This window comes from Chitinophaga sp. Hz27 (assembly GCF_042263525.1).
Taxonomy (GTDB): domain Bacteria; phylum Bacteroidota; class Bacteroidia; order Chitinophagales; family Chitinophagaceae; genus Chitinophaga.
The window spans coordinates 731022-750132 of sequence record NZ_JBHKFJ010000001.1; the positions used below are offsets into that span (position 1 = coordinate 731022).

Genomic DNA, 19111 nt, shown 5'->3' on the forward strand with positions numbered 1-19111 from the left:
TTAGCTGCCCTACTAAAGAGAAAATAATATGTCTAAAATAAGAACAACGCAAACTTCGTTAACCCTGCCAGAATTATCCCTGGTATTGCTTGTAGGAGCAAGTAGCTCCGGTAAGTCTACGTTTGCCAACCGACTATTCAAACCAACTGAAATCATTTCCTCTGACGTATGCAGAGGATTAATATCTGATGATGAAAACAACCAGGCCGTTACCGCAGATGCCTTCGAACTAGCCAGGTTTATTACCGCTAAAAGATTGAAAGCGGGCTTACTCACCGTGGTAGATGCAACCAACGTGCAAATGGAAGCTCGTAAAGACTGGATAGCACTCGCCCGGGAGCATAACGTTCCTGTAGTAGCTATCGTGATGAATATGCCGGATTCGGTGTGTTTTGAAAGAAATACAGGCCGTACCGACAGGCAGGTGGGTAAACATGTTATCATCAACCATTTGCAACTCCTGAGGCGCAGCCTGAAGTATCTCGTAAAGGATGGGATTAGGAGAGTGTTGCAGATAGATACACCAGAAATTGCAGATAGTATTACGAGTATCATCAGAGAAAAGGGCGCTTCTAATAAAAAAGAAGAGCGTGGACCTTTCGATATCATCGGTGATGTTCATGGATGCTACGATGAATTGTGTGAATTGCTGGAGAAACTGGGATATACTGTAGATAAAGAGAATGCTGCAATTGTAGCGGCGCCTTCAACACTACGTGCCAACGGAGAAATAGTACATCGTAAACCTGTTTTCGTGGGCGACCTCGTAGACCGTGGCCCTGCCTCTCCGCAGGTACTCCGCCTGGTGATGAACATCGTGAAGAATGGCCAGGGCCTTGCCGTTCCAGGTAACCATGACGCTAAGCTCGTGAAATACCTCAACGGTAGAGATGTTCAGCTGCGTCATGGGTTGGAAAAAACGGTGGAACAGTTATCTACTGAATCAGATGAGTTCAAAGCAGAAGTAAAAGCTTTCATCGACGATATGACCAGTCACTACGTCCTGGATGATGGAAAACTGGTAGTAGCGCATGCCGGCTTGAGGGAAAATATGCACGGACGTTCCTCTGGTGCTGTACGTGAGTTTTGCCTGTATGGCGAAACCACTGGCGAGATAGATGAATTTGGCTTGCCGGTACGTTACAACTGGGCACAGGAATACAAAGGCAGAACCACCGTAGTGTATGGTCATACGCCTGTTCCTGCGGCACAGTGGCTGAACAATACCATCGATATCGATACAGGTTGTGTATTCGGAGGATCACTCACCGCTTTGAGATATCCTGAAAAGGAAATTATCTCCGTTCCTGCAAAGGAGCAGTATGCGGTGCCTTCCAGACCTATTGGCTTCAAGGAAAACAACAGTCTCACGCCACAGCAACAGGCAGATGAGGTGCTTGATATAAATGATTTCATGGGTAAGAATTATCTGATGCCAAGATATGGGCATACGGTAACTATCCGGGAAGAAAACAGTATTGCTGCTTTGGAGGTAATGTCTCGTTTCGGTGTTAATCCTAAATGGATGATTTACTTGCCTCCAACAATGTCTCCTGCCGAAACCAGTAAGCTGGAAGGCTTACTGGAACATCCTGCAGAGGGTTTCAGATTCTATGAATCACAGGGCGTGAAGCAAGTAATATGTGAAGAAAAACACATGGGCTCTCGTGCAGTCGTGATTGTCTGTAAAGATGAAGGAACAGCGGTAAAGCGTTTCGGTGTGAAGGGCGAAGGTAAAGGTATCGTATATACGAGAACAGGCCGTGCATTCTTCAATGAAGAAGCCATAGAACAGGCTTTCATTGATCGTGTAAATAATGCTTTGATAGCAAGTGGCTTCTACGAAAAGTTCGATACTGATTGGGTTTGTCTGGATGCTGAATTGATGCCATGGAGCGCAAAGGCACAGTCGCTGTTGAAGTATCAGTATGCTGCTACTGGCGCTGCTGCCTCAAGTGCATTAATGGATGTAGTGGCGGCCTTGAAACAATCGGTAGCCAATGGTTCTCCTGCCCAGGCCTTGCATGATATGTATGCTACAAAGCTGGAGCAGTCTCACAAGTTCCAGACGGCCTACAGGCAATATTGCTGGCCGGTAAACAGTCTGGAAGACTATAAGCTGGCGCCATTTCATATTTTGGCAACAGAAGGTAAAACCTACTTTGACCAAACCAATGAGTGGCATATGAATACTATCAAAGACGTATGTGCTGAAGATACAAGTATCTTGTTGGCAACGCCTTACAAGGTGGTAAACATTGGAGATGCTGCCAGCGAGCAGGCCGCTATTGATTGGTGGACAAGCCTCACGGCCGCAGGAGGAGAGGGGATGGTGATCAAACCGGAAACATTCCTCACCAGAAATGATAAGGATATTATACAGCCAGCAGTAAAGATCCGTGGTAGTGAATACCTGCGTATCATCTACGGCCCTGAATATGATACGCCTGTAAACCTCGAGCGCTTACGCCTCAGAAAGCTGAATCAGAAAAGATCCTTGGCATTGCGTGAATATGCACTGGGCCTGGAATCCCTGCACTTATTCACGGAACAGGCGCCTTTGCAACAGGTACATAAATGTGTATTTGGTATCCTTGCACTGGAAAGTGAACCGATAGATCCTAGATTATAATATCTATTCAAAACTTCGAGAAGGTTTCCAGCCATAAGACTAGAAACCTTCCCTTTTTCTTTTAAACAGAATATCTTCATACCGAACAATATTAGCCCATGAATAAGATTAAACCCTGGTATCCGTTTATTGTACTGGCAATATTTTTTTTAGTTTTATCGCAGATAAATAAAACGTCCATTCAACTGCATTTGTATGATACCTATTATATTATTAAAGGATCAAGATGGTATGTTGCGTTAGCGATAATTTCGCTGATTCCGGCACTGGCCTATTTCTTTACCAACAAGTATCTCTATTCATCTACCATTACCTGGATTCATATAATTGGAACATTTATAGGAATAATTTGTCTGAGATGCAATTGGTATCACCCTGAATTACGTCCTATTCCCAATCCGCATGGTTATCCAGTTCCAGATTTACCAATGGAAGCCCAAAATGAATATCTTATAGCAATAAGTGTAATAGCATTGCTGTTACTACAATTGTTATATCCTTATAATCTGCTTAGAGGTATTATTAAGCATCCAAAAGGTTAAATTCTTTATGAAGATATTAAAGCAAGTCCCCTGGCTATTGTTCATCATCCCAGCCATAATAATGCTGGTTACCGGAGTGGTTTGGGGACAGCATCCGAATGATGATTTTGACAGTTTGGATTTAAAGATTTTCAAAATTGCAGAAAATATCAGTCTTAGGAATTGTGGGGCTGCTGCTTCCAGGAATGATCTACCTTATTTTCAGCAAGCGTATTTATTCAATAAAACTGGAATGGCTACACGTAGTTTTATCACTTGTTTGTACAGTCTTGTATTTTTGGTTACTTTTCGATTACAGGATGAAACAGCCACCGGATTCAGGCTTTGATGCGGTGTTGGATGCGGTTTTTCTGGTGGGATATATGCGACTACTTGCTTTTATTTATCTGGGTATACAAACGCTTTTGATAATTAATGTTGCATTAGGGTTTAAAAAGAATAACTAATCCAATCCAATCTAATCTAATCCAATCTAATACAGGTCTTTGCTGCTTTGCTTCTTATGCTTCTTTGCGTGCCTGCCGAAGGCGGAACAAAAGGCGCCGGAGGCGCCCTTTGCGAGCTTCGCATTCCTTTGCTTCTTTGCGAGAAAACCTATTTCGCATCTGGCTCAAAATCCAGCGATACTGAATTCATGCAATATCGTTTATGCGTTGGCGCTGGACCATCATCGAAGATGTGCCCCAGATGCGAGTTGCAACGAGCGCATTCCACTTCAATTCGTTCCATGCCATAGGAATTATCTGGCTTATAAATAACTGCATCAGGTCTTTCCGATTCAAAGAAACTCGGCCAACCACAGCTGCTGGCAAATTTGGCGTCCGAACGGAATAACTTGTTACCGCATACGGCGCAATAGTAAGTGCCTCTCGCATCACTATCCCAGTATTTACCAGTAAAAGCACGCTCTGTGCCCTGCTCTCTTGCCACATTATATAACTCCGGTGGCAATATCTTTTTCCACTCTGCATTACTTACATTCAGATGGTTCGTGTCCGTACGGGAATAGTACGGATTGTTCTTATGATCATAGCTCATAGTCTCAGTTTTTTTTGTTTGTCCTTTACAGGATGTCTGGGCAAGAAGCCCACAGATTAACAATATAATTATATTGGAAAATATTGCTTTCATATTTATTTTTTTGAGATGATGGGAGAGAAGATAAATCCTTTCTTCTATACAAAGTTAGGGATATAAGCTATATTTACGAGTCGATAAATCAGTACCAGGAAAAACCATACTTAAGTAATTAAAACCAATAAACACTGCTATCTTTTGCCCAAAAGGTGCGGGCGCCATTTTAACAATTCTTTTCTACGGAATCATTACTAATACCCAAGCCCAGAGCAACGCTGCTGATAACGCCCTCAGCCAGTTTATGCTAGGTAATATCGATCAGACAAAATCACTCACGGCAGATATCATCTCAAAAGATAAGAATAATGCCCTGGCTTAAGCCTTGCCTGGCTCCTATACTTCACAATATGAACCCGTAATGACCACCAACTACTATTACGATCAGGACTGCCTGGTGGCATGGTCGCAGCGACTGGAGCGTTTCGTGGTAATTAAAGAAGATGGAGATACCCGTAAAGTGACACTGGCAAACGGTCTGATAAAAATGGGTGACTTCTGAACTATAGCAAACATACCAACGCCAAAGTAATCAATGCCGGCAGGGCCTGCACAACAAAGATCTTGCGTGAGGCCGTAGCAGCGCCATAAATCCCTGCTATGGCCACACAAACCAGGAAAAATACCGCCACATGATGCTGCCATTCTGCATTATGAATCAGCAACGACCAGATCAAACCCGCCGCCAGAAAACCATTGTACAAACCCTGGTTAGCCGCCAGCCCCTTCGTGGCCTTAAACATATCGTCCGTAAATGCGCCCTTGAAAATTTTCTTTCCCCGGTTCTCCCAGTCAAACATCTCAAACCAAAGAATATACAAATGTTCTGCAGCAATAATTGCAATCAATATCTTCGTGATGATAGGTAACATGGATACTAACTTTAATATTTGTAAGATACACATTTATTGCTTAGGATGCCGCCGTAAGGACAGTATGGAATCCTCCCGCCGCAAAGCTTCGTAATCCTCCGATTTGAAATACCGCGTATACTCCTCCGGCTCCTCATGATCTCCCAATATATTCCTGCTGATCTCCGGCTCAAATGCCGTACTCACCACCGATTGCTTCGTAATAATATAAGGACTGCTAATTCCTGCTACTTCCGCCATCGTATGAAATACAATGCGTGTATCCGCAGGCGTATACTGCCAGGAAACAGCTCTGGCCACCTTTTCAGGGAAAGCGCTTCTATAAGTAGAAGAAAACCAGAGAAACAATGGAATACGCAATTCATAAAATGTTGGGAAAGGTGTACTATGTAAAAATAAATGCCGGTCATCATCCATTAAATTCTCCCCATGGTCCGAAACATACAGCACTCCCGCACAAAGATGCCGCTGCTCCAGCATATTCAATATAGTAGCCAGAATACTATCACTGTAGCGAATACTGTTATCATAGGCATTGATTAATTCCTTTTTGTTCTCCTGCTTAATCGCCAACGGATGATCAGGTTGAAAATAATTCTTATCCTGAGGATATCGATTCGTATACTTGAAGTGTGATCCATGCATATGCAAAACAATAAACGCATCGCTGGAATCCGCATCCAATGCCTCTTTGAAATGCGGTATCAGGTTCGCATCAAACTGCCCGACCACCTTCTTCTTATCTGTTCCCTTGTTAATGTCTATCCATTTTTCTGCCTCCCGCGAATAGGCGCCTATCAGCTGCTGATTAGCCACCTGGTTAGTTATAAACCAGGTCCTGAAACCCGCTTCATTAAACAACGACAATATACTTTTTCGGGTATACAACCAACGGGCAGTGGAAGCATCTGCAGAACTCAATATCAGCGGCACGCTCTTCTGCGTAGCATTGGATTCGCTCGTAATATCCGAAAAAGGAATTATGCCGGGCAGCGGCTGTAACATTGGATTGGTGGCCTTTTCATAGCCATAGATACTCCAGCTCATCGCCCTGGCAGATTCGCCTAATATCAGCACATATACTTCCCGATGTGCGGCCTTCTGCGACTTCACCGCTTCAAACCTGAATCCCGCAGAGGTAAGCGGGTAACGTTTCTCCCTATACCATTTATCTATCGCAAAATTTAAATTATACAATACGTTCAGCGGATATACCTGTTTGTCTAATCTTATTCCTGCAATCAATATAATCCCGAGTAACCCCAAACTGGCTACCCCGCTATATAAACTGAACTGCCGCCTGAAACCTGCATGGAGTCTCATTTTCATACAACAGGAAATAATCGAAAGGGTAAGTATAGGAAGATATAAAACGCATACAATGACAATGCTAGGCATGATATTCCCCAACAACTCTGTACTCTCTTCTACATCTGTGGTAACGGTATTGAGAAACATATCCGTGGTAATCACACCTTCCCTGAATAAATACAGGAAAACGATTTCATAAGCATGGATGATCAACATAGGCAACAACACCAGCATCATAATGCCTGGCTTTCTGAACACAGAGATCAACGCCATGGAAAGCAGAAAAGGAAATAGCAGGTTGTATATCAGTTTAAACCACGTGAAGTGAATACATACCAATGCTAAATTTGGAATGATCCAGCTGATCGCAAACAACACCAGGTAGGTGGCCTGACGGTTCCAATGTAGTCCGATTCTTATTCTCATCAGAAAACTTCGTTAATACCAAAATAAAACCCGGACTGGTCTTTACCCATGCCATAATCCAGGCGGATATTGATCCTGCGTTTGAATTCCCATCTATACCCAATACCATAACTGATAAGGGTTTGATTAAAACTAATGGCGTTATACTCAGGAAATACATTTCCCGCACCCACCCACACAACAGCACCATTCCTTCCATGAATTTTCTGACGTAGCTCCACCTGCCCGGTGAGGAAATTATTATCCCTGAAACGACCTTCAAAATATCCACGCAACCTGTTGGAACCGCCGGCTTCAGGCATCAATGTCCAGGGTACGCCCTTGGTACAAGATTCTGCCAGCAGGTCGGTCGCCAGCACAGCCCCTTTCCATAACCTGCGGTACCAATCAAACTGCGCATCCCAAGCCCTGAAAGTAGCAGTGTTGCCTAAAAATGATGGAAAGAATTTATATCCCAGTCTCACATAAATACCCTTATAAGCATTTGGGATAAAGTCTCTGGAATCAAAGGTGACAAATGGCCCAACGCCCAATCCAAATACATGGGAAGGCTGCATCAGTGGCTTGCCACCGCTGGTATCTATTTGCTGAGCACTGCCATCATTGAGTATTGTGCTGATGCCGGCAAAGAGCCTGCCTATGACGCAGGCGCTGAAATCAGCGGATATCTTCTTCGTTACCAGCGTATATTTCGTATAGTCGTCCTTTTCAGATCCCTCGTCATAACCAATCCCCCAGTACTTATTAGGCTGAGAACTGAAAGAAGCCTTTACCTGCAACCGAAATCGCTCATCCGGAAAAATAGTGATGCTATTAATACCAATGCCATAGAAGCCAGACAAAGACCCCGTTCCATATACAGAAATACTGGACATGGGTAACAGTGTGTCTTTCCGGTCCATGCTATATAAGCCTGCTGCCATCGCGGCAATGCCGGCACTTGTTTCCGGCGCATAGTAAGGCCCCCCGATGATGCTGAAATCGAATTTCTTCCGCGGACGAACATCGTTGGTGTGTTTCAGGTAATGCACAATTTTATTAAAGATGCCCTTAATATCCTCCTCCGCTGCAGTAATAGTAGTTGTATCTGTAGATAATCCCTGGACTACTGTACTGTCTCTCATCACTGGAGGAACAGTGTCCCGCACCGGTTGACCAGCGTATAATTGAAGGGGTATCAGAAACAAAATGAGAAAAAATATGTTTTTGAACATAGAACAGACATCTGTAACCTATAACACCTTTTTCGCTAAAAGGATGACTGTCTTTATAAAGTTTCTTCACCCCAGGTATGTATATATGAAAACAGGATTGCTCTTATGTTGCACCATTTGCTTCGCACTGCAATTGTTTGCACAGCTAAAAAAAGGAGATAAGGTTCCTCAGGTTACCATCCGTGACGCCAGTAATAAACCCATGCAATTGCCGCATTTTAAAGAAAAGGCATTGTTAATTTTTTATCCCGATCCCGATCATGCATCTCAGAATAAGACTATTACAAATTATTTAAAGGCACATCCTATCAATAGCCACAACATTTTTGCCTTTGGAGTGGTTAATTTAAAGGATGCACCGCTCTTGCCAAACAGTATTGTCCGAATGATGGTCAGAAGAGAAGTCAAACAAACAGGGGCCAACATTTACACAGATGTCGATAATACCCTAAGCCGGTCCTGGAATATGGGAGATGTTAACAATAAGTTTGTCATCATCTTTATTGATAAAACGGCCACTGTACAGTTTTACAAGGCAGGTGAGCTAACCGCAGAAGAAAGAAGGGATTTGTTACATGTGATAAAGCAATTCAGCTAGATTTTCCGTATATATTGATATCCGCAGACAAAGATCAATCACCGCATCTTATGCACGAGAATGAATTATGGCTATCCTGTAAGGCCGGAGAGCTGAGAGGCCTCGAAGGACTGTATTCGCAGTTCTACAACCCACTCGCCAATTATGGTGGTAAATTTACCTCCGATAATTCCTGTATAGATGAGAGTATACAGGACCTTTTCCGCAGGCTATGGCAAAACAGACAACAGATGACTTACGCAGTCTCTGTAAAAGAGTTACTCTACAGCTCTTTCCGAAAGATATTGCTGGGCAACCTGGAATACAATTCCAGCCGCAACCCGCATTCACTCAGTGGAGAGCATATTCCTTTCTTCCTGGCGCTACCCGAACATCCGCTTATTCCAAAAAGTAGGATGATCGACCTTTCCAGCCGCCTGGATGCTTTACTGCAATCTTTTTCCAATCGCCAGCGTGAAGCGATGTACCTCAAGTATTACGAAGGTATCCCACAGGAGAGAGTGGGCGACATCATGAACATGCATTCCGGCGGTACCTACAGCCTGCTGCGTACAGCCTTGGAATCATTACATAACAGCTTCGGAAATTTCTCCCTGCTGGTATTGTTCTACGTATTAAAGCAGTCCTGATTCTATTGTTCCGTAAACATCTCCAGGAGATTTTGTAAACCGGCAGCCGAATGTAGGGAGGCTGTCTGTGCAAGCGTCTGTTCCGCTGCGGCGCCTGCCCGGGCATGCATATCTGCCTCAAAAGCTGCAATGGCAATAGCTATAGAGGGATATTCCGTAGAGGTCAGCGCCATACTCAATTCCAGGGCGTCTTTCATCGCCATATTCACACCTTCACCGGCATACGGTGGCATCAGGTGGGCCGCATCACCCAGCATTGTGAGGTTAGGAAGCGTTTCCCAGCCTTCATATGGAGGCATGCAATACATAGGCCTTACTATATAGGATTTATTAGCCTTTTCGAACAAACGGTTCCATAAAGGTGACCATCCGGAATAGGTCTCACGAAACCACTCACTCACCTGCGTAATATTCGTATAATCGATCCCGTTGGCTTTATGCCAATCTTCATCGCAGGTAAATCCGGCATAAAAGACCATGCTGCCATCCCCTTTAGAACTGATGATGAGCGATTTCTCATCACTAAGTATGAAGATCTTGCCGTTCTGCAGCAGGGCATGTACTTCAGGTAGATTGACTGCACTGTCAAAAACGGCCCCCTCTATGCCTGTTACACCGGAATAAAAAGGTTGAATAGCTGTTATATAGGGTCTGATCCTGGAGTTGGCGCCATCGGCCCCAATCACGATATCCGCATATGCTTTGTTGCCATTCCTGAATAACATCGACCAGCCTTCACCGGCAACTTCCATAGATACAAACTGGCTGTCCCAGACAACAGTGCCATCCTGAAGAGCATTGAGCATCATTTCCCGCAATGGGCCACGGTCAATTTCAGGACGGTTCCAGCCTTCATGATCATCGTGGTGCTCATCGTAAAGGATAGTCGCCGCTTTATCCATAATGCGGATCTTGTCAGCGCCTGCGCGGTAATATCTTTTAAACTCCTCCATAAGCCCTGCATGCTCCAGGGCTAGCAGGCCTGACTCTTCATGAAGGTCTAGCGTAGCACCTTGTACACGCACTCCTCTGTTTAGGTCGCGTTCATATACTTTTACCATGGCACCTTTCATCTGTAAAAGCCTGGCAAGTATTAACCCACCTGGGCCGCCACCAATAATGGCTATTTGTTTGTCATTAATTAAATGCATAAATATTATTTGAGTAATCCTTTTATGACCATCTCGCAGCAATCTGCCACCACCTGGTCTGTAATAATCTGTTCTTCGCGACCGATATGATCAAAGTACTCATATAGCAATGATTCCATCGGAGCTGCTGTCATGGCGCGGTATACATCCATGGGTAATGTGGGTATCCTTCCTGCAGCTGCATGCCGCTCATAGAACTGGTGGATGGCCTGGAAATGATCACCTTGCCGTATGTTCCGCTCATGAAAGGCCTTGTTGAGCAGAGGAGTGGTTTTACTGTATTGCAGCAGCGCAAACCCTGGCCTGTTCTGCTGCAGATAACGGAACGAATTCCACCACAGCTTACGGATGCCGGTAGCAAAATCCATCTCCACCGAAAAATCTTTTAAAACAGCCTGCTCATATTCTCCCAATACTTCATCCACAAATAATTTCACCAGCAAATCTTCTTTATCTGCATATTTTATGTAGATAGTACGTGGAGAGATACCAGCAGCTTTTGCCAGCTTTTGCATGGTCAGATTTTCCAGCCCTTCGTTGGTAATGATTTCCAGGGCAATGGTTTTAATAGCTTGTTCCTTCTCAAAATTCCTTGGTCGCATGATACAAAGTAAGTAAATGTTTATTTACTAATAAAATATTCTTTTAAAAGAAAATTATTTTATTCTATATCAATAGAATAAAAATGATAAAAAAATATATTGAGAGGTCTTAGGATGTTTTTTCGTAGTAAAGCTCTTTGGTGCCGTCTTCATAAGTTTTTTCTCTGACGAGGCTGAGGGAGGTATGCCAATGGAATTCGGTGAAGAGTCTTTCACCATGGCCGGCAAGTGCAGGGTGAATATATAACAGCAGGTCATCAAACAGGCTGTTCTCAATAAAGAAATGCCAGAGGCCTACGCCACAGGCTACACTGATATTTTCGCCAGATTCATTTTTGAGTTCATCCAGTTTTACACGGAGATCATCTGCAGAAGTGTATTGTAGTAAGGAGGAGTTTTCCCAGACGAGTGGTTGTGAGCTTCGGGAGAGTACTAGTTTTTTCTTGCTGTTGAGCTGTCTGGCAAATTCCAGTTCAGCATAGGAGATAGGGTTTTTGAGGGCGTTTGTCCAGTATGTTGCCATACCAGGATATGTTTTACTGCCAAACATAACAGTATCGAGGGTTTCATAAAGGGCTGAGCCGTCATTGAGCATTTCATCGGTGATCTTCATCCAGTGATTTTGCTCACTGATAATGCCGTCCAGCGACATATGTGCGTGTAGTATGATTTTCCGCATGATTTATTTCTGTGAGCTGGCTGGTTCAAAAACGGCAGAGAGCCTGACTTCATTCGCGGGCTTTTCATACCTGGCAGCAAGCTTGTTGATATTATTAACCAGAGAATCTTCGCTGTTGTTCTGGCCTTTGGCAAAGCCTATCAGTTCATGACAAATTTTTACGAGCAAACCGGTCCTGGAACTGGATGTAGGAGAGGATGCCTGACCATTTACCATGCCGTCTTTTTCATCATAGGAAGAAAAGAAATATCGGATGCCATCCACGCCGAAGTCCATCGTTTCTCTACGCTGCTGTAAGGCCAGGTCAAAGAGGTGCTGTATTTTTCGCGCTAATTTCTCATTGATTTGTTTGGTGAGAACGACCGGTTTTTCGGCGGTCACTCTTTTTTCGGATGCCGGATCATAGTAGGCCACACGGATATTGGATTTAAGCCAGTAGTTGTTGTGCTGATCCTTTTCTACAGATAGCGCATATTCCGGACTATAAGGTGGTATTACGACAAACCTGGCTAGTGGTTTATCAGCCATTCGCCATAGTACTTTTTGGTACAGATGGTTATAGTAGCTGTCCACCGCATTCTGCGACGGTTCAAAAGGCTCCAGTTGATCGGAAGCCTGTGCCACTGAATGATAAGGCATGGCAATACCTATCAGCATAATCAGTAACAAATTTTTCATAGCTTATAGTATTTCATTCACATGACAGTAGTTAATGATCCATAGTGGATATTAACTCTTTGAATTTCTCCAGGGATATAGCGGCCTTAAATGCCGGATCGTGCGTGGAATAAAAGCCTGCCACTGGATAAAAAGGTAAGGTCCATTGGCCGTTAGTAATACCATATGGGTTGTAGTCCGGTTTTTTCTGTTCAAATCCAATAATAATTCCGAATATTCCATCATGGCCGGTCCTGTCAGTTACAGAAGGCGTGTAATCGCCCGCTTGTTTAACATTACCATACTCGTCTAAAATACGCGGATGAATATGAACCGAAAATTTCACGGAATCGCCCTGCATATGAAGACTTTCCCGTGCTGCATTCACTGATTCTGCGCTGACCGATTGGCCATCGCCTTTGACAATGCTGGAAATACGACCTTTCCATCCTACCTGGAAGTAATATTCACAATGATCAATCTCTGATAAACGATATACTTTGTCCAGACTATCTATTAGCGCTTTGCCGGGGTCGTTGAGACAATATCCTTTCGTAAGTGTTGTACTGAACTGCTTGTTGCTGGAACTAAGTACAAGAATCCTTGCTGTAGTATCTTTCTCTTCATATTTCCTGAAGCCATTCAGATCATAATAAAAAATACCTTTTTTATTTTTGAATGAGTTAGGATTACTGATTCCTGTGTTTAAAGATAAGCTTTCTTTATTATACAGTTGAATGTCTTTTTTTGTTCGTACTGTTGATACCGTTATAGGCGCTTGAAAAGACTTGCCGACATCTGCCGTAAGTGGCACAGGATCGCTGTTAACCATAAGGCTAACAAAAGTGAGTAATGTCGTTGCTGAAATGATAGCGTAGTTCATTTTGGGGGTGTTGGCAGGTTAAACAATGAATAAATTTTTATTACGGGCCTTCCTAACTGGATCAGGCTACAACGGATTGATGAACAGGTTTTACATAGTGTGCCACACTTCATCAAAAATACGAAAAACATAAACATAAATACCAAATCAAAATGATAATGGTAGATTAATGTAAAGGGCACCGCAGCAAGCCCCCTTATATTTATTTTCACTATGCCCCTTCCCATGAAAATAGAAAGCTGCATTCCTTTTTTCCTGCTAATCACCCTCACCATTTTATGGATAAAATTTATTGCTGATAGGTTCGGCTATAAAGTGAAACCAGGGAAATATAAATCCATAGACGGACTTCGTGGATTACTTGCTTTTTTTGTTTTCTTTCACCATTCAGTGATATGGTATTATTTCCTGCATTCGGGTCAATGGGGCTTTCCGCCATCACATCTGTACAGCCACCTCGGGCCAACGAGTGTATCCATGTTTTTCATGATCACCGCCTTCCTGTTCTTCACACGATTAAGGTCTTTTAAAAGAAATGGGGCAGATTGGCTAAAACTTTATACAGGCAGGTTTTTTCGCATTTTGCCTTTGTATTTTGTAGTGGTAATAATTGTTTTCTTCATTGCTGGTATCATCACGCATTTTCAGCTCAATGAACCCGTTCCGGCCATAGGCCTGGAACTGGGAAAATGGCTCCTCTTCATGGAACCCGATATTAATGGTATTGGCGGCACCAGACTGATAGTTGCAGGCGTGGTTTGGAGTCTGGCCTATGAGTGGTTGTTCTACTTCTCCCTGCCTTTGTTAGGTATGCTGTTTTTTCAAATATGGCCTTCCTTCAGAACATTTATCTGTGCCTTATTATGCTGGATGCTTTTCATATTTATCCTGCTTTATTTCTATCAATACAACATGTTTCTGCGACTCAGTTTTTTTGCAGGAGGAATTATGGCTGGTCTCTTATCGGAAAATACCATGGTGCAACGCATCGCCAAAAGTTGGTATGCCTCGATGGTTATCATCGCATTATTGATGGTGGTAGTGATAGGTTATCGGGATATTGACAGTATTATTCCCTATTGCTGTATGGCGTTGAGCTTTATATTGATAGCAAATGGTAATTCAATTTTTGGTTTACTTAATCTTCCTGCCACGGCTATCATCGGTCAATTATCTTACAGTATTTATCTACTGCATGGCATTTTATTATTCTCAACTTTTCATTTTCTGCTCGGACATGGCTTTGTTGCAGGCTTAAGTCCTGTAGCCTATTGGTGCCTGATTGGCGGATTATCTGTAGTGCTGATGATTGTCAGCTTCTGTTCTTACCAGCTGATAGAAAAACGTTGGTTGGATAAAACGCCTGCGGCGGTTCGTATTGCAGAGAAATATTTAAGGAGGAAATCCTAATGATTATTTATTCGCCTCCTTCCACTTTTCCTCCTTGATCCAGGCAATGCAGGGATCAATCCATTGGCGTTTCGAGGTTTCATTGTTGACGCCAAATCCATGTCCTCCTTTCGTATATACGAAAAAGCGTACCGGCACCTGTTGCTGTTCCAGGGCGGCCACAAAGGCCAGGCTGTTACCAATCTTCACGGTAGAATCATCCATGGCATGAACAATAAATGTAGGTGGGGTATTGGTCCGCACCTGTTTTTCATTGGAGAATTCATTGACTTGCGTTTCGCTGATATCCGGGCCTATCAGGTTTTTGCGGGATAAGGTATGTGTCAGGCTATCAGTAAGGCTTATAACAGGATAGACCAGCACCATGAAATCAGGGCGAAGATTAATTCCATTTGGGTTCTCAATATAGTTGGTGTTGAAATGCGTACCAGCAGTGGATACTAAATGTCCGCCGGCAGAAAAGCCCATAATGCCGATATTATCTGGATTTAACTTGTATGTTTTAGCGTTTTCTCTGGCAAATAATATAGCCGTTTGAAGGTCTTGCATTGGAACGATGGATTTGTTCTCCATCAAATCAGCCCTGGGTACACGATAATGCAACAGGAACACGGTAATCCCAGCATCTACCAGCTTCTTAGCGGCGGGGATGCCTTCTTGTTCATCGGCCACATTTCTGTAGCTACCGCCCGAGCAAACAATTACGCCAATATCACTGGTCTTTTTATGTGGAACAAAAACCGTAAGTGTAGGCATGATAGTTCGTGGGCGTATTACCGTAGTATCCATACCCGTTATCCAGCTTTTACCATGCAGCGTATCCGTCAGGATATCTGTGTGGATGGCATTGGGTACTTTATCTGTTTCATACAAAGGTATTATATCCTGTGCCTGAAGGGTTTGAAAAGCAATGAGGCAGCAAACGATGACTGTCAATATTTGTTTATGCATAACCAGGGTCTTTCATGGGTTTCTAAATTTAAGAAGTTATCTGCTGATAGTGAAGTACCGGTTTGATAGAGAATTTATTGGAACAATAACAAGGAGCGACTGTTTATAAAAAATAAAAATCAGGGTATTATGAAGAAACTGCTGTTGTTATTGCTGGGAATAATTGTTGTATTGGCTGTGGTAATCGTTGTTAAAACGCTGACCTATCCTTTTGCGAAGATTGTTACTGGTGAAGGACAATCAAAGACTTACCCGATCAGCGATACAGCACTGATACGCTTTTCTGGTGGCATACGGATACCAACCGTTTCCAATGTAGATTATATGCAGTTTAACTATACGCCGTTTGATACCCTGGAGCAGTACCTAACGCGCACGTACCCACGGATTTATGAGGGAATGGAACATTATGTGATCAATAAACACGGCCTCGTATTTCATTGGAAAGGAAAAAATACTGGTCTCAAACCTATCCTGTTTCTTGCTCATCAGGATGTGGTGCCGCCGGGAGATTTTGCCGGGAAAGATAGTGCAGCTGTGATATTCTCACCTAAAGACCCACCGTTACCACCGATCACTGCGATTGCGCAAACCTGGGATTACTATCCATTTTCAGGGAATGTTGTCAATGGCCGTATCTATGGCCGCGGCACGCTGGATATGAAGTCAATGCTTTTCTCCCTGCTCGAAGCTGCTGATAACCTCCTGGCCCAGGGATACACACCAGAACGCGATATTTATTTTGCCTTTGGGTTTGATGAAGAAGTAGGCGGAACGGAAGGTGCGAGAAAAATCGCAGAAGACTTCAAACAGAAAAACATCAGCTTTGATGCTGTTTATGACGAAGGCGGCATCGTATCAACGAAAGGGAGTTTGCCCGGTATAAACACTGCTGTGGCATTGATCGGATGCGCAGAGAAAGGCTTCTGGTCAGTAAAAATAAAGGTAAAAGGATTGGGTGGGCATTCTTCTATGCCTCCGCTGCAAAGTGCCATGGGTAAGGCTGCTGTTATTATGCAACGACTGGAAAATGATCAGATGAAGCCCATGATCATTCCTACCATCAATCAGTTTTTTACGGAAATCGGTGGTTCTATGGGTTTTGCAAGTCGTATGGCGATTGCTAATCAATGGCTGTTTAAAGGCATGCTGATAAAACAACTGACGGCCAATCATACTACTAACGCTTTGGTACGTACTACTACTGCGCTTACACAAATGAAAGGCAGCGATGCAAGTAATGTGTTGGCTCCTGTGGTAGATTTTGTGGTCAATTTTCGTTTATTACCGGGAAACACGGTGGAAGATGTAAGAAAGCATGTACTGGCTGCTTGTCAAGGATTTGATGTGGAACTAGAAAATGTGCGCGAAGCAAGGGAGGCATCTCGTGTGTCTTCTACCAATTCACAAGGTTATAAGGTGATGGAACGCACCGTAAAGCAATATTTCCCTGATGCGGTGGTAGCGCCATATCTGACCATTGGTGGCACAGATGCCTATAAGTATGAAATGATCTGTGACCATGTATACCGGTTTTTGCCCGTAGCCATTAATAATTTTGAACAACAGTCTATACATAACAATAACGAATATATCAGCATAGAAAATTATAGCAGGATGATCAAGTATTTTGAGACGATGTTGAGCGAGTATGACAAAAAGTAGGCTGATGTTAGCATTAATTTCTACATACCATAAACAATGTTTGGTACGACCTGTTAAGTTAAAACAATTAATCTTCAACATCCTTTCCTGAGCAAAGCATAGCAACACCAGGCACTGCGTGTATTACAATATACGGAGGGCAGCTCCCGATTATGTAAACCTAAACTCAGGACCCATATGAAACGTTTGTTGCTATCAGGCTGTGTTACCCTTGCAACTGTCTTCCTGTTGCTATTGGTACAGTTACCAGTATCTGCCCAAAAAAAGCCTAATATCCTTGTCATTTTTGGTGATGACATTGGCTTCTGGAATCTTAGTTGCTGGAATCGAGGGATGATGGGATTCAAGACCCCTAACATAGATCGTATTGCCAAGGAAGGAGCAATGTTTACGGATTATTATGGTCAGCAGAGTTGTACCGCTGGCCGTGCTGCTTTTATCACCGGGCAATGTCCTTTCCGTACAGGACTAACAAAAGTAGGCCTTCCTGGTTCTGCGGTGGGCCTACAGAAGGAAGACCCTACTATCGCGGAGTTCCTGAAACCTTTGGGATATGCGACTGGTCAGTTCGGGAAAAATCACCTCGGAGATCAGGACCGCTATCTGCCTACTGCGCATGGCTTTGATGAGTTTTTTGGGAACCTCTATCACCTAAACGCAGAGGAAGAGCCGGAATACCCTGATTATCCGAAAGATCCGGCATTTAAGAAAAAGTATGGCCCGCGAGGCGTCATACATTCTTATGCAGGTGGCAAAATAGAGGATACTGGACCGCTTACACGTAAACGTATGGAAACGGTAGATATGGAGTTTCGCGATGCTGCCATTGACTTTATGAAACGCGCCAAAGGAGATAATAAACCATTTTTTGTGTGGTTCAATTCTACCCGTATGCATGTCAATACTCATCTTAAACCAGCCTCTGATGGCCGTACAGGCCTCGGGTTGCAAGCGGATGGCATGACGGAGCATGATGATATGGTGGGTGATCTTCTCAAATTTCTGGATGATAATGGATTATCAGAAAATACCATCGTAATTTATTCTACCGATAATGGCGCCATGAAATGTGAATGGCCTGACGGTGGTGTATCGCCTTTTAAAGGAGAGAAAGATATGAATTGGGAAGGCGCTTTCAGAGTACCTTGTGTAGTGCGCTGGCCAGGGCACATCACACCGGGTACCGTCTATAATGATATCTTCTCCGCTGAAGACTGGCTGCCAACACTTGTAATTGCTGCAGGTGGAGATGCTGATCTGGTGAATAAAGTAAAGAATGGCTATGCAGCAGGTAACAAATCATTTAAAGTACATCTGGATGGCTATAACATGGTGCCATATCTGACGGGCCAGGTGACGGAGGGGCCACGTCATGAGTTTTATTATTTCAGTGATGATGGTGACCTGATGGGCGTGCGCTGGAACAGATGGAAATTTAACTATGCATTGCAGGAGCAGAAAGGACTGAAAGTATGGCGGGAGCCGATGGATTTCTTACGAGCCCCGCAGATCGAGGACCTTCGTGCAGATCCTTTCGAGTACGCATATGATCATGCTAGCAACTATTATGAAAAATGGTCGATGGACCATGCTTTTCTGGTGTTGCCCTCCGCGGAGATGACAGGCGCCTACCTGGCAAGTTACAAGCAGTTTCCTCCGCGGCAAAGACCGGCGAGTTTTAATATAGAAGAATTTACCAATGCCTTGAAGTCATTGGTGAAATAAGGAGTAGTTTAGTTTCTATTTACCGGGGGC

19 protein-coding genes are annotated in these 19111 nt (G+C 43.6%); 9 read left to right on the forward strand and 10 right to left on the reverse strand.

Features of this window, described 5'->3' with window-relative positions:
• Positions 1-28: 28 nt before the first annotated feature.
• The 3 genes from ACE38W_RS02930 (at position 29) to ACE38W_RS02940 (ending at position 3620) form a co-directional block, all read left to right on the forward strand.
• Entirely contained in the window at positions 29-2632 is a 2604-nt protein-coding gene (locus ACE38W_RS02930; protein WP_375828734.1) for a polynucleotide kinase-phosphatase, read from the forward strand.
• A 98-nt stretch (positions 2633-2730) separates the two neighbouring features.
• On the forward strand, positions 2731-3174 hold the full coding sequence (locus ACE38W_RS02935) for a hypothetical protein (RefSeq protein ID WP_375828735.1): 444 nt from the start codon (positions 2731-2733) through the stop codon (positions 3172-3174).
• A 137-nt stretch (positions 3175-3311) separates the two neighbouring features.
• Positions 3312-3620 carry a hypothetical protein gene (locus tag ACE38W_RS02940; RefSeq protein ID WP_375828736.1) on the forward strand — a complete coding sequence of 103 codons (309 nt, stop codon included), beginning with the start codon at positions 3312-3314 and terminating at the stop codon, positions 3618-3620.
• 148 nt (positions 3621-3768) lie between these two features.
• Here the strand turns inward: ACE38W_RS02940 and msrB are convergent, their stop codons facing one another.
• Positions 3769-4212, reverse strand: a complete 444-nt coding sequence (msrB, locus tag ACE38W_RS02945) for a peptide-methionine (R)-S-oxide reductase MsrB (protein WP_375828737.1) — start codon at positions 4210-4212, stop codon at positions 3769-3771.
• Between the two features lie 457 nt (positions 4213-4669).
• Between msrB and ACE38W_RS02950 the strand changes: the two genes are divergently transcribed.
• Positions 4670-4810 (forward strand): hypothetical protein, encoded by a 141-nt coding sequence (locus tag ACE38W_RS02950; RefSeq protein ID WP_375828738.1) that lies wholly within the window; start codon positions 4670-4672, stop codon positions 4808-4810.
• 1 nt (position 4811) lies between these two features.
• On the opposite strand, the gene ACE38W_RS02955 is transcribed toward ACE38W_RS02950, so the two are convergent.
• Genes ACE38W_RS02955 through ACE38W_RS02965 form a run of 3 tightly spaced genes read right to left on the reverse strand, consistent with a single transcriptional unit; the run spans position 4812 to position 8104 of the window.
• Positions 4812-5180: a DUF1304 domain-containing protein gene (locus tag ACE38W_RS02955; protein ID WP_375828739.1), complete on the reverse strand. Its 369-nt coding sequence runs from the start codon at positions 5178-5180 to the stop codon at positions 4812-4814.
• A gap of 33 nt (positions 5181-5213) precedes the next feature.
• Positions 5214-6917, reverse strand: coding sequence for a sulfatase-like hydrolase/transferase (locus ACE38W_RS02960; RefSeq protein ID WP_375828740.1), 1704 nt, complete (start codon positions 6915-6917; stop codon positions 5214-5216).
• The gene (locus ACE38W_RS02965; protein ID WP_375828741.1) at positions 6917-8104 is read right to left on the reverse strand and encodes a BamA/TamA family outer membrane protein; all 1188 of its coding nucleotides are present in this window, start codon (positions 8102-8104) and stop codon (positions 6917-6919) included. Before ACE38W_RS02965 ends, ACE38W_RS02960 begins: the two co-directional genes overlap by 1 nt.
• 112 nt (positions 8105-8216) lie before the next feature.
• Here ACE38W_RS02965 and ACE38W_RS02970 point away from each other — a divergent pair, with 112 nt between their 5' ends.
• The gene (locus ACE38W_RS02970) at positions 8217-8729 is read left to right on the forward strand and encodes a hypothetical protein (protein WP_375828742.1); all 513 of its coding nucleotides are present in this window, start codon (positions 8217-8219) and stop codon (positions 8727-8729) included.
• A gap of 50 nt (positions 8730-8779) precedes the next feature.
• A complete protein-coding gene (locus tag ACE38W_RS02975; RefSeq protein WP_375828743.1) occupies positions 8780-9358 on the forward strand; it encodes an RNA polymerase sigma factor in 579 nt (192 codons plus the stop codon).
• A 2-nt stretch (positions 9359-9360) separates the two neighbouring features.
• Here ACE38W_RS02975 and ACE38W_RS02980 read toward each other — a convergent pair whose 3' ends face one another.
• From ACE38W_RS02980 to ACE38W_RS03000, 5 genes are all read right to left on the reverse strand, one after another.
• On the reverse strand, positions 9361-10509 hold the full coding sequence (locus ACE38W_RS02980) for an FAD-dependent oxidoreductase (protein ID WP_375828744.1): 1149 nt from the start codon (positions 10507-10509) through the stop codon (positions 9361-9363).
• Positions 10510-10514: 5 nt separating this feature from the next.
• On the reverse strand, positions 10515-11111 hold the full coding sequence (locus ACE38W_RS02985) for a TetR/AcrR family transcriptional regulator (RefSeq protein ID WP_375828745.1): 597 nt from the start codon (positions 11109-11111) through the stop codon (positions 10515-10517).
• 109 nt (positions 11112-11220) lie between these two features.
• Positions 11221-11790, reverse strand: a complete 570-nt coding sequence (locus ACE38W_RS02990) for a dihydrofolate reductase family protein (protein WP_375828746.1) — start codon at positions 11788-11790, stop codon at positions 11221-11223.
• Positions 11791-11793: 3 nt separating this feature from the next.
• On the reverse strand, positions 11794-12468 hold the full coding sequence (locus ACE38W_RS02995; protein WP_375828747.1) for a hypothetical protein: 675 nt from the start codon (positions 12466-12468) through the stop codon (positions 11794-11796).
• Positions 12469-12499: 31 nt separating this feature from the next.
• A complete protein-coding gene (locus ACE38W_RS03000; RefSeq protein WP_375828748.1) occupies positions 12500-13330 on the reverse strand; it encodes a hypothetical protein in 831 nt (276 codons plus the stop codon).
• Positions 13331-13555: 225 nt separating this feature from the next.
• Here ACE38W_RS03000 and ACE38W_RS03005 point away from each other — a divergent pair, with 225 nt between their 5' ends.
• Positions 13556-14740 (forward strand): acyltransferase family protein, encoded by a 1185-nt coding sequence (locus tag ACE38W_RS03005; protein ID WP_375828749.1) that lies wholly within the window; start codon positions 13556-13558, stop codon positions 14738-14740.
• Positions 14741-14743: 3 nt separating this feature from the next.
• Here the strand turns inward: ACE38W_RS03005 and ACE38W_RS03010 are convergent, their stop codons facing one another.
• Positions 14744-15691: an alpha/beta hydrolase gene (locus ACE38W_RS03010; RefSeq protein WP_375828750.1), complete on the reverse strand. Its 948-nt coding sequence runs from the start codon at positions 15689-15691 to the stop codon at positions 14744-14746.
• A gap of 129 nt (positions 15692-15820) precedes the next feature.
• Between ACE38W_RS03010 and ACE38W_RS03015 the strand changes: the two genes are divergently transcribed.
• On the forward strand, positions 15821-17356 hold the full coding sequence (locus ACE38W_RS03015) for a M20/M25/M40 family metallo-hydrolase (protein ID WP_375828751.1): 1536 nt from the start codon (positions 15821-15823) through the stop codon (positions 17354-17356).
• 177 nt (positions 17357-17533) lie between these two features.
• Positions 17534-19081, forward strand: a complete 1548-nt coding sequence (locus ACE38W_RS03020; RefSeq protein WP_375828752.1) for an arylsulfatase — start codon at positions 17534-17536, stop codon at positions 19079-19081.
• Positions 19082-19111 lie beyond the last annotated feature (30 nt).